Annotated in this window: 7 protein-coding genes, 2 tRNA genes and 1 pseudogene; 2 read left to right on the forward strand and 8 right to left on the reverse strand. The window is 68.5% G+C overall.

Annotation, left to right across the window (positions count from 1 at the left end; genetic code table 11):
* Nucleotides 1–82 precede the first annotated feature (82 nt).
* Both VG296_RS28205 and VG296_RS28210 read right to left on the reverse strand, forming a co-directional pair.
* On the reverse strand, nucleotides 83–292 hold the full coding sequence (locus VG296_RS28205) for a hypothetical protein (protein WP_325571006.1): 210 nt from the start codon (nucleotides 290–292) through the stop codon (nucleotides 83–85).
* A 438-nt stretch (nucleotides 293–730) separates the two neighbouring features.
* Entirely contained in the window at nucleotides 731–3382 is a 2652-nt protein-coding gene (locus VG296_RS28210) for a valine--tRNA ligase (RefSeq protein ID WP_325571009.1), read from the reverse strand.
* A 90-nt stretch (nucleotides 3383–3472) separates the two neighbouring features.
* On the opposite strand from VG296_RS28210, the gene VG296_RS28215 reads away from it, so the two are divergent.
* Complete coding sequence (locus VG296_RS28215; protein WP_325571011.1) at nucleotides 3473–4462, forward strand: hypothetical protein; 990 nt, start codon at nucleotides 3473–3475, stop codon at nucleotides 4460–4462.
* A 121-nt stretch (nucleotides 4463–4583) separates the two neighbouring features.
* Here the strand turns inward: VG296_RS28215 and clpX are convergent, their stop codons facing one another.
* From clpX to VG296_RS28240, 5 genes are all read right to left on the reverse strand, one after another.
* Complete coding sequence (clpX, locus tag VG296_RS28220) at nucleotides 4584–5879, reverse strand: ATP-dependent Clp protease ATP-binding subunit ClpX (RefSeq protein ID WP_325571013.1); 1296 nt, start codon at nucleotides 5877–5879, stop codon at nucleotides 4584–4586.
* A 124-nt stretch (nucleotides 5880–6003) separates the two neighbouring features.
* Nucleotides 6004–6666, reverse strand: coding sequence for an ATP-dependent Clp protease proteolytic subunit (locus VG296_RS28225; protein ID WP_325571015.1), 663 nt, complete (start codon nucleotides 6664–6666; stop codon nucleotides 6004–6006).
* Between the two features lie 29 nt (nucleotides 6667–6695).
* Nucleotides 6696–7283, reverse strand: a complete 588-nt coding sequence (locus tag VG296_RS28230; protein ID WP_325571025.1) for an ATP-dependent Clp protease proteolytic subunit — start codon at nucleotides 7281–7283, stop codon at nucleotides 6696–6698.
* A gap of 191 nt (nucleotides 7284–7474) precedes the next feature.
* On the reverse strand, nucleotides 7475–8851 hold the full coding sequence (gene tig, locus VG296_RS28235; RefSeq protein WP_325571017.1) for a trigger factor: 1377 nt from the start codon (nucleotides 8849–8851) through the stop codon (nucleotides 7475–7477).
* Between the two features lie 419 nt (nucleotides 8852–9270).
* Nucleotides 9271–9344: transfer RNA gene (locus VG296_RS28240), tRNA-Pro, on the reverse strand.
* A gap of 137 nt (nucleotides 9345–9481) precedes the next feature.
* Here VG296_RS28240 and VG296_RS28245 point away from each other — a divergent pair.
* Nucleotides 9482–9555, forward strand: a tRNA-Gly gene (locus VG296_RS28245).
* Nucleotides 9556–9698: 143 nt separating this feature from the next.
* On the opposite strand, the pseudogene VG296_RS28250 reads toward VG296_RS28245, so the two are convergent.
* Nucleotides 9699–10574, reverse strand: a pseudogene (locus VG296_RS28250) (hypothetical protein); the annotation flags it as partial.

Here is a 10574-nt window from a genome sequence, read left to right on the forward strand (position 1 = left end):
GTACATCCGGGTCTCACCCGTGACGTATGCCGGTGATGAAGTTATCGGTGGTGCGGCGCCCGATTCCCGGGGCCCCGGCCGCTCAGGTGAGCGCCGGCTCCCGGTCCTTGACCGCATCGAGCAGCTCGCGGTCGAAGGAATCACCGTGCACCGCCGCGGCCAGCGCGTCGTTCTCCGCCTTGGCGCGCCCGAGTTCGTCCTCCAGGTCGCGTACGCGCTGCTGCAGCCTCCGGACCTCGGCAAGCATCCGCGGGTCCGTGCCCCCGATGTGTCCGAGTAGTGCCTTAGCCATTCCAGGGTCCTCCACGTCGAGTGGACCGACACGGCCGGTCAGGTTTGCCGTGTCGCCATTGTTTTCACCGTCGGCTCGCGCCACGGTGGCTTGCGTTCCACGCCGCCCTCAACCCAGAAGGGTCCTGGGCACGGCAAGGGGCACGCGGCGGGGCTGGAGGGGTGTGCTACCTGCGCACAGGCACAGCTTCCACTGGCGTCCCTCGCGCGAATGGGCAGGTGCGCGGGCTTCTAGCGTCTCACCGCGGGCGCCCCGGGTCAAATCCTGCGCCACTTCGCCTCGTCCGCCAGGTTTAACCGCCCGCGGCGGGTGGTAAAGCAGAACGCTCACACTCCGTGTGGACGCGATCGCCCCCGGCACACGGGTGTGCCGGGGGCGGTCGTTCGTTCACCGCGATTCACGAGAACGGTCCGCGACCGTTCTCGTGGTCTTCGTATTTCAGGCTTCCGGAAGCTTCTCGAGCTGGGTTTGGACGCGCTGGAGATCCGCCTCGGCCGTCGCCAGCCGGATGCGGATCTTCTCGACGATCGCCTCCGGGGCCTTCGCCAGGAAGGCCTCGTTGCCCAGCTTCGCGTTCGCCTGCGCGATCTCCTTGGCCGCGGCCGTCTGATCCTTCGTCAGACGGGCCCGCTCGGCGGCCACGTCGATGGTGCCGGACAGGTCCAGCTCCACGGACGCGAGCGCGGTCCGCAGGGTCGCGGTGGCCGCGAAGCCTCCCTCCGGCTCGGTCAGCCGGGCCAGCGAACGAAGGTCGGTCTCGTGCGCGGCGAGCGAACCCTGCAGCACCAGTCGGCCGGGCACCCGCTGACCCACGTTCAGACCCTGGTCCGAACGGAAGCGGCGCACCTCGGTCACCGCCTCCTGCAGCGCCAGGATCTCCGCCTCCGCCGCCGGGTCGCGCAGCGCCTCGTCCGCGACCGGCCAGGCCGCGATCACGATCGACTCGCCGCCGGTGAGCGTCTTCCACAGCTCCTCGGTCACGAAGGGGACGTACGGGTGCAGCAGACGCAGCGTCACGTCCAGCACGTGGCCGAGCACCGCCCGGGTGGACGCAGCCGCCTGGCCGCCGGCCGCGAGCGGCGCCTTGGCCAGCTCCACGTACCAGTCGAACACCTCGTCCCAGGCATAGTGGAAGAGCGCCTCGCAGGCCTTCGCGTGCTGGTAGTCCTCCATCAGCGCGTCCACCTCGGCGGTAACCGCGCTGAGCCGGGACAGGATCCAGCGGTCCGCCGTGGACAGGTGCTCCTTCGCGGGCAGCCCGGCGACGGTCGCGCCGTTCATCAGCGCGAAGCGGGTCGCGTTCCAGACCTTGTTGCAGAAGTTCCGCGAGGCCTGGCACCACTCCTCGCCGGTGGCGAGGTCCACGCCCGGGTTGGCGCCGCGGGCGAGAGTGAAGCGGGTGGCGTCCGCGCCGTACTTCTCCACCCACTCCAGCGGGTCGATGCCGTTGCCCAGCGACTTCGACAGCTTCCGGCCGAGCTGGTCGCGGACCAGGCCGTGCAGCGACACGGTGTGGAAGGGGATCGAGCCCTCCGGCCCGCGGTCCTTCATCGCGTACAGGCCGAACATCATCATCCGCACGACCCAGAAGAACAGGATGTCGTAGCCGGTCACCAGCACCGAGGTCGGGTAGAACTTGCGCAGATCCTCGGTGTCGTCCGGCCAGCCCAGCGTGGAGAACGGCCACAGTCCCGAGGAGAACCAGGTGTCGAGGACGTCCGAGTCCTGCCGCCAGCCCTCCGCCTCGGTGCCCGGCGCCTCCTCGTCCGGGCCGACGCACACGATCTCGCCGTTCGGGCCGTACCAGACCGGGATCCGGTGCCCCCACCACAGCTGCCGGGAGATGCACCAGTCGCGCAGGTTGTCCACCCACTGGAAGTACCGCGGCTCCAACTCCTTCGGGTGGATCCGCACCCGGCCGTCGCGCACCGCCGCGGCGGCGTCGGCGGCGAGCGGGCCCACCTTCACCCACCACTGCATCGACAGCCGCGGCTCGACCACCGTGTCACACCGCGAGCAGTGGCCCACCGCGTGCACGTACGGCCGCTTCTCCGCCACGATCCGGCCCTCTTCGCGCAGCGCCGCGACCACGGCCGGGCGCGCCTCGAAGCGGTCGAGGCCGAGGAACGGACCGTGCACGGTGATCACACCGCGCTCGTCCATGATCACGAGGTTCTCGAGCGCGTGCCGCTGCCCGATCTCGAAGTCGTTCGGGTCGTGCGCCGGGGTCACCTTCACCGCGCCGGTGCCGAAGGACGGGTCCACGTGCGCGTCGGCCACGACCGGGATCCGCCGGCCGGTGAACGGCAGCTCCACGGTGGAGCCCACGAGGTGCTGGTAACGCTCGTCCTCCGGGTGCACGGCCACGGCAGTGTCCCCGAGCATGGTCTCGGCCCGGGTGGTGGCCACCACGATGGCGTTCTCGCCCTCGCCGTAGCGGATCGACACCAGTTCGCCGTCGTCGTCGTGGTGCTCGACCTCGGCGTCCGACAGTGCGGTGAGGCAGCGCGGGCACCAGTTGATGATCCGCTCGGCCCGGTAGATCAGGCCGTCGTCGTAGAGCTGCTTGAAGATCGTCAGCACACTGCGGGACAGGCCGGCGTCGAAGGTGAAGCGCTCCCGGGTCCAGTCCACGCTCGCGCCGAGCTTGCGGATCTGGTTGAGGATGGCGCTGCCCTTCTCCTCCTTCCACTCCCAGGTGCGCTTGACGAAGGCCTCGCGGCCCAGGTCGTGCCGGGACAGGCCCTCCTTGGCCAGCTGCTTCTCCACCGCGTTCTGGGTGGCGATGCCGGCGTGGTCGGTGCCGGGCAGCCAGAGCGCCTCGAAGCCCTGCATCCGCTTGCGGCGGGTGATCGAGTCCTGCAGGGTCACGTCGAGGGCGTGGCCGATGTGCAGCACGCTGGTCACGTTCGGCGGCGGGATCACGATGGTGTGCGGGGGCTTCTCGCTCTTCGCGTCGGCCTCGAAGTAGCCGGCGCCTACCCAGTGCTCGTACAGCTTCCCCTCTACCTCGGCCGGCGCGTACTGCGGCGGCAAGGCGGCGGCAGCGGCGTGGCTGCCCTGGGTCTGCGGGGAAGTGGTTTCGGTCACGCAGACGATTGTACGGAGCCCGGCAGACCGGTATGTATCCGTTACGCCCACACGCCTTCGTGCGGTCCGACGAATGGGTAGGTTTACCGCATGTCGTGGGGAGAACCGCAACAACCGCCGTACGATCCGAACAACCCGTACGGCCAGCAGCAACAGCAGCCCTATCAGCAGGGCGGCCAGCCCCAGCAGGGGCCGCAGGACCAGTCGGGGCAGCAGGGCTGGGGACAGCCGGCCGGCTCCGGCTCGGGCTACACGCAGCCGATGCCGCAGCAGAACAACCCGTACGGCCAGCCCCCGCAGCCGAACCCGTTCGAGACCTCGGGTCAGCAGCCCTACGGCCCGCAGCCGTACGGGCCGCCGCAGTACGGGCAGCCGGACTTCGCGCAGTACCCGGCACCGCCGGCGAAGAAGGGCAACGGGACCTTCGTCGCGATCCTGGTCGGCGCCCTCGTGGTGGTCGGCGGCGGCATCGCGGCCGCCGTGGTGCTCACCGGCAACCATCACGACAACCCGGTGGCCGGGCCGACCGGCACCAGTTCGGTGGTGTCCAGCCCGACCGACACCGCCGGCGCCACCTCGACGAACACCGGATCTTCGAACTCGACGAAGCTCAGCGCCCCGGCCAGCGCGCAGGGCCTGACGCTGCTGACGAATTCCGTCGCGAAGCAGGCCGTGTCCTCGATGAAGTCGAGCCTGACCGCGGACGCCGAGCTCTACCCGGACCCGGTGCTCGGCGCGTACAACGACGGCGGCGGCAACAACGTGACCACGATCCTGGTGGACCAGTCCATGTCCGACCTGAGCGCCTCGGACCAGAGCCAGCTGACCTCCTCCGGCTCGGCCGCGGACGTGGTCTCCGAGATCATGACCGGCGCCGGGGTGAGCAACGCGCAGACGGAGTCGACGAACGCGAGCGACGGCTCGCTCAGCTGCGGGACGAAGGACGAGAGCGGCACGAAGGTGACCATCTGCGTCTGGTACGACCAGACCAGCTTCGGCACGCTGCAGTACCTCGACGGCACCTCGCCGAGCACCGCGGCCCCGGTCGCGGACGCCATCCGCGCCGCCGCGGAGAGCTGAGCGGCAACTCCCGCCACGAAGAACGACGCAAGGCCGGAACGACGGCGCGGCCCCCGCTCCTGGCGAGCGGGGGCCGCGCCGTTCCGACTGGCTCTGTATGACTCGGGTCAGGCCGACTCGGTCAGGCCGACTTCTCCCGGGGCAGCCGGGGGTTCGGCCCGCCGCGCAGCGGCGAGTCGCGCGGGATCAGCGTCGGCATGGCCCGCTCCCGCACCGTCTCCGCGGTGACCAGCACCTGGGCGATGTCGCGGCGGGAGGGGACGTCGTACATGATCGACATCAGCACCTCCTCCATGATCGCGCGCAGCGCGCGCACGCCGGTGCCGCGCAGAATGGCGAGATCGGCCAGCGCCTGCAGCGCGTCGTCCGAGAACTCGAGCTCGACCCCGTCCAGCGCCATCAGGTGCTGGTACTGCCGGACCAGGGCGTTCTTCGGCTCGACCAGGATCCGCCGGAGCGCCGCCGAGTCCAGGTTGCACACGTGCGTGATCACCGGCAGACGTCCGATGAACTCCGGGATCATCCCGAACTTGATCAGGTCCTCCGGCATGACCTCGCCGAAGACGTCCTCGGCGTCGAGTTCCGCCCGGCTGCGCAGCTGCGCGCCGAAGCCGATGCCCTGCTTGCCGACCCGCGCCTGGATGATCCGCTCGAGCCCGGAGAATGCCCCGCCCACGATGAACAGGATGTTCGTCGTGTCGATCTGGATGAACTCCTGGTGCGGATGCTTGCGACCGCCCTGCGGGGGCACCGCGGCGATCGTGCCCTCCAGTATCTTCAGCAGTGCCTGCTGCACGCCCTCGCCGGACACGTCCCGGGTGATCGAGGGGTTCTCCGACTTACGGCCGATCTTGTCGACCTCGTCGATGTAGATGATCCCGGTCTCCGCCTTCTTCACGTCGAAGTCGGCGGCCTGGATCAATCGCAGCAGGATGTTCTCCACATCCTCGCCGACGTAGCCCGCCTCGGTCAGCGCCGTGGCGTCCGCGATGGCGAAGGGCACGTCCAGCATCCGCGCGAGACTCTGCGCCAGGAAGGTCTTACCGGAGCCGGTGGGCCCGAGCAGCAGCACGTTGCTCTTGGCGATCTCCACCTGCTCGTCGCGGTTCGACCGGCTGGTGTCGCCCGCCTGGATCCGCTTGTAGTGGTTGTACACCGCCACCGCGAGCGCGCGCTTGGCCTCCTCCTGGCCGATGACGTACGTGTCCAGGAACTCGCAGATCTCCCGCGGCCTGGGCAGCTCCGACCACCGGTGCTCGGCCACTCCGGCGAGCTCCTCCTCGATGATCTCGTTGCACAGGTCGATGCACTCGTCGCAGATGTACACGCCGGGCCCGGCGATCAGCTTCTTGACCTGCCGCTGGCTCTTCCCGCAGAAAGAGCACTTGAGCAGATCTCCCTCACCGATGCGTGCCACGGGGTGGTTCTCCTTAACGGAGTGGTGTGGTGGATGACTCGCTTATCTGAAGGTACCGCTTCGCGGGCCCTTGCGGGGCCAAGCGAGTCCGGACCACGCCCGGAACCCGCTCGGCGATCACCCGTCAGGCCCCGCTGGCGAGGGCGTCGGCGCGGGTGGAGAGCACGCTGTCGACGATTCCGTACTCGAGCGCCTCCTGCGCCGTGAGGTACTTGTCACGCTCGACGTCCTGGCGCACGTCCTCCTCGGCCTTGCCGGTGTGCCGGGCCAGCATCTGCTCCATGGTGACGCGGATGCGCAGGATCTCGGCGGCCTGGATCTCGAGGTCGATCAGGTCGCCGCGGCCGGTCTCGGTGTACGGCTGGTGGATGAGGATCTTGGAGTGCGGCAGCGCCATCCGCTTGCCCTTGGTCCCGGCCGCGAGCAGCACCGCGGCGGCCGAGGCGGCCTGCCCGATGCACACGGTCTGGATGTCCGGCTTCACGAACTGCATGGTGTCGTAGATCGCGGTGAGCGCGCTGAACGAGCCGCCGGGCGAGTTGATGTACATGGTGATGTCCCGGTCCGGGTCCATCGACTCCAGCGTGATCAGCTGGGCCATGACGTCGTTCGCCGAGGTGTCGTCGATCTGCACGCCGAGGAAGATGATCCGCTCCTCGAACAGCTTCGAGTACGGGTTGTGCTCGCGCAGGCCCTGGCTGGTGCGCTCGACGAAGCTGGGCAGGATGTAGCGGGACTCGGGGCGCGGACCGTCGTGCCGCGCGTCCAGGCTGAAGTGGTTCGACATGGTGTCCTTCTACTCTCTGGGCGGGCGGATCAGGCCTCGACCGCGGCGGCGTGCGCGGAGGTGGTGAAGATCTCGTCGATCAGGCCGTAGTCCTTGGCCTCCTCGGCGGTGAACCAGTTGTCGCGCTGCGAGTCCTTCTCGATTCGCTCGATTTCCTTGCCCGTGTGCTGGGCCGTCAGCTCGAGCATCCGGCGCTTCATCCGCAGCAGGCGCTCGGCCTGGATCTTGATGTCGGAGGCGGTGCCGCCCAGGCCCGCCGAGCCCTGGTGCAGCAGCACCTCGGCGTTCGGCAGCGCGTAACGCTTGCCCGTGGTGCCCGCGCTCAGCAGGAACTGGCCCATCGAGGCCGCCATGCCCATCGCCACGGTCGCCACGTCGTTGCTGATCAGCTGCATGGTGTCGTAGATCGCCATGCCCGCGGTGACCGAGCCGCCCGGCGAGTTGATGTAGAACCAGATGTCCTTGACCGGGTCCTCGGCGTTGAGCAGCAGCAGCTGGGCGCACAGCGTGTTCGCGATATCGTCGTCCACCTGCTGACCGAGGAAGACGATCCGGTTGCGCAGCAGCCTGTTGAACACCTGGTCGTTGAGCCCGCCGGGACCGTCCAGGCCCGCCATCCGGGGTGCGTCGGAGTTCTGATTCGTCACGTCGTCCACCTTGTTCCGCTCGGGGCGTACCACCCCACGGCTCTCGCCGCTTGCCGACTCATTGAAAACGACCCTAACCCGTGCCGGGGATTCGGCAGCGGATTAGGGTCACTTGTTCGCTCTAGGCGTAGAAACTAAAGAGCTTCCGCGCTGCTATCGCCTCACTCGTGCGCGTGGCCGTAGTGCTCGTCACCGGCGGCCCGGCCGAAGGCGTCGGTCTCGGCCTCGGCCAGCTCGGTGAGGTCCACCACGTTGCCCGAGACGTCCTTGACCACGGCGGACTCGAGGATCTGCTGCAGGGCCTTGCCGCGGCGCACCTCGCCGACCAGAGCCGGGATCTGGCCCGACTGCACGACCGACTGGGCGAACTGGTCCGGGCTCATGCCGGAGCCGGAGGCCCGGCGGATCAGGTGGTTGGTCAGCTCGCCCTGGTTCACCGACAGCTCGGCGGCGTCGGCCACCTTGTCGAGCACGAACTGCGCCTTCATCCCGTCGCGCACCTGCTTGTCCAGGTCGGCGGCGAACTCCTCGGGCGTCTGCTCCTGCAGCTTGAAGAAGCCGTCGCGGGTCATCCCGGCGGCCTCGATCTGCTGGTCGAGCTGCTCGTTGCGCCAGGCGATCTCGGCCTCGACGGCCTTGGCCGGCAGCGGGAAGTCGAGCTGCTCGAGCACGGCCTCGAGGACCCGGTCCCTGGCCTGCGCGCCCTGCTCGAACTTCTTGGACTTGGCCAGCCGCTCGGAGATCGACTCGCGCAGCTCGGGCAGGGTGTCGAACTCGCTCGCCAGCTGGGCGAAGTCGTCGTCCAGCTCGGGCAGCTCGCGGGTCTTGACCGAGCCGATGGTGACCTTGATGTCGGCCTCGTCACCCGCGCGCGAGCCGCCGACCAGGGTGCTGCGGAAGTCGACTTCCTCGTCCGCGTTCTTGCCGAGGATCGCGTCGTCCAGGCCGTCGACCATGTTGCCGGAACCGACCTCGTAGGAGACGCCGGAGGCCGTGCCGTCCTCGAGGATCTCGCCGTCGATGGAGGCGACCAGATCGAGGCTGACGAAGTCGCCGTCCTCGATCGCGCGCTCGACGCCGACCAGCGAGCCGAAGCGCTTGCGCAGGGACTCGAGCTGCTCGTCGATCTGCTCGTCGCCGACCTCGGCGTCGTCCACCTCGACCTCGAGGCTCTGGTACTCGGGCAGGTCGAACTCGGGGCGCACGTCCACCTCGGCGGTGAACTTCAGCGCCTCGCCGTCGGTCAGGTCGGTGACCTCGACGTCGGGACGGCCGACGACCTCCAGCTTGGCCTCGTTCACGGCCTTGCCGTAGAGGTCGGGCAGAGCCGAGTTGATGGCCTCCTCAAGCACCGGGGCACGGCCGAACCGCTGATCGATGACTCGCGGCGGGACCTTCCCCTTGCGGAAGCCCGGCACGTTCACCTGCTCGGCGATCTTCTTATACGCCGCGTCGAGGCTGGGCTTGAGCTCGGCGAAGGGAACCTCGACGGTGAGCCGGACCCGGGTCGGGTCCAGATTCTCGACGGCGCTCTTCACAGCAGTGGTCTCCTCGTTGGGACTTCGGTCTTGGTCGCAGGCGCCGCGCCGGACGGTGACTCGCTGAATCGGGCACTGATCTACGCCGGCGGACGGTTTTCCGCACGCCGATACCGCACCTGCGGGGCCATCGTACCCCGCGGACCCCCGCAGGGTGATAAAAGTGCAGATCACAGGAAAGGCGAAGGCCCCGAAACGCTCGAATCGACCTTGAAGACCACGCGCATGACGCCTCGACCGCCGCCAAGGGCTCGGACGTCGCCTCGGAGTCGAATAGGAGTCGAATATTCGCCAGAACGAAACGGATAGTGCGACAAGCGGCCGCCGCCCGTGATCGAGCGGCGGCCGAGTCGCTGGTTACAGGGTCGGGGTGGCCCGGAATTATCGCAGCTCGAACCCACGGCCCAACACGAAGGGAGTCGGGGTGGCGGGATTCGAACCCACGGCCTTTCGCTCCCAAAGCGAACGCGCTACCAAGCTGCGCCACACCCCGGCGAGCGGAGCTTACCCGGTACAGCACCCCGCATGCACCCGGGTTCCCGGAAGCTCGGGCTGGGCGGGCGTCCACGGCGGAAACCGTGTCACGGGCGGGCACGGTGATGTGGCAAGATAGGCCTGCATCAGCATCACGCGGACGTAGCTCAATGGTAGAGCCCTAGTCTTCCAAACTAGCTACGCGGGTTCGATTCCCGTCGTCCGCTCCATCCGTACCCCAAGGCAGGGTACGAAATTCCCAGGTCAAGCCGGGTGGCGAGCACTTTGCTCGCCACCCGGCTTGTCTCACCTTTACGCATCGCTGCACATGATCAGTCAGCCGTCGCGACAAATACGCGACAAGGAATCGGGCTTACCCTTCGGTGGCGTCCGCGTCGTTCACCTGGGCGGATGAATTCTCGCCGCTCGTCTCTGACGGGCCCTCAGCGGGCTTCTCGTCAGGCTCGGGCGCCCAGGATTTGAGCTCGGCCGCGTACTTCTCCTGGGAGGTCTTGGCGCTGCCGTAAAGCATCGCCGCGTAGTACTTCATGAGGACTTCGATGCTCTGGCCTACCCAGCGAGCGATGTCCGGTGCGGGCACGCCGGCGGCGAGCGCGGTCGAGATGAACGCGTGGCGCAGGTCGTACGGCCGTCTGGCGAGCGGGGTCGCAGCGAGCTCGCCGAGGGCGACCAGGCGGGCGGCCCGGAAGACCCGCATATAGCAGGTCTTTGTGACCATCCCACCGGGAACCTTGAGGCTACGGAACAGCCGTCCGTCGGGCGCCGTGCCGAACTTCTCCAAGTGCCTGATCAGCGCGATGGTCAGCGCCGGGCACGAAGGCGTGACGCGGCCCTCGCCGACGGCCCGGTGCTTGAGGGCCTTACTGCGGCCGGGTGCCCCGTCGTCAGTCCAGCATCGGCCCGGTTGGGGGTTCGACTGGCTCACCCAGATCTCGCCCCATGGGTCGAGCTTCTCAAGCTCCTTGGCGGTGTAGTCCGCGATCGGCTTCTTGAGCTTCGGCAGTCGCAAGTCCACGTCGCGAATGTCGATCGCCTCAGCGGTGCGTAGTCCTGCGAGCAGGATCAGGGCGAAGAACGCTTCGAGGCGGGCGCCGGTGTCGTCGAGGTCCCCGATCGACCGAAGCAGCGCCGAGCCCTGGGCGGGGTTGACCACGCTCCGGGGATCTACGCCCTTCGGCGCGTACGGCGCGCTGTGCTTAACTGACGCGAGCGAGTTGCCTCGCACGTC

The organism is Actinospica sp. (assembly GCF_035552695.1).
Lineage (GTDB): Bacteria > Actinomycetota > Actinomycetes > Streptomycetales > Catenulisporaceae > Actinospica.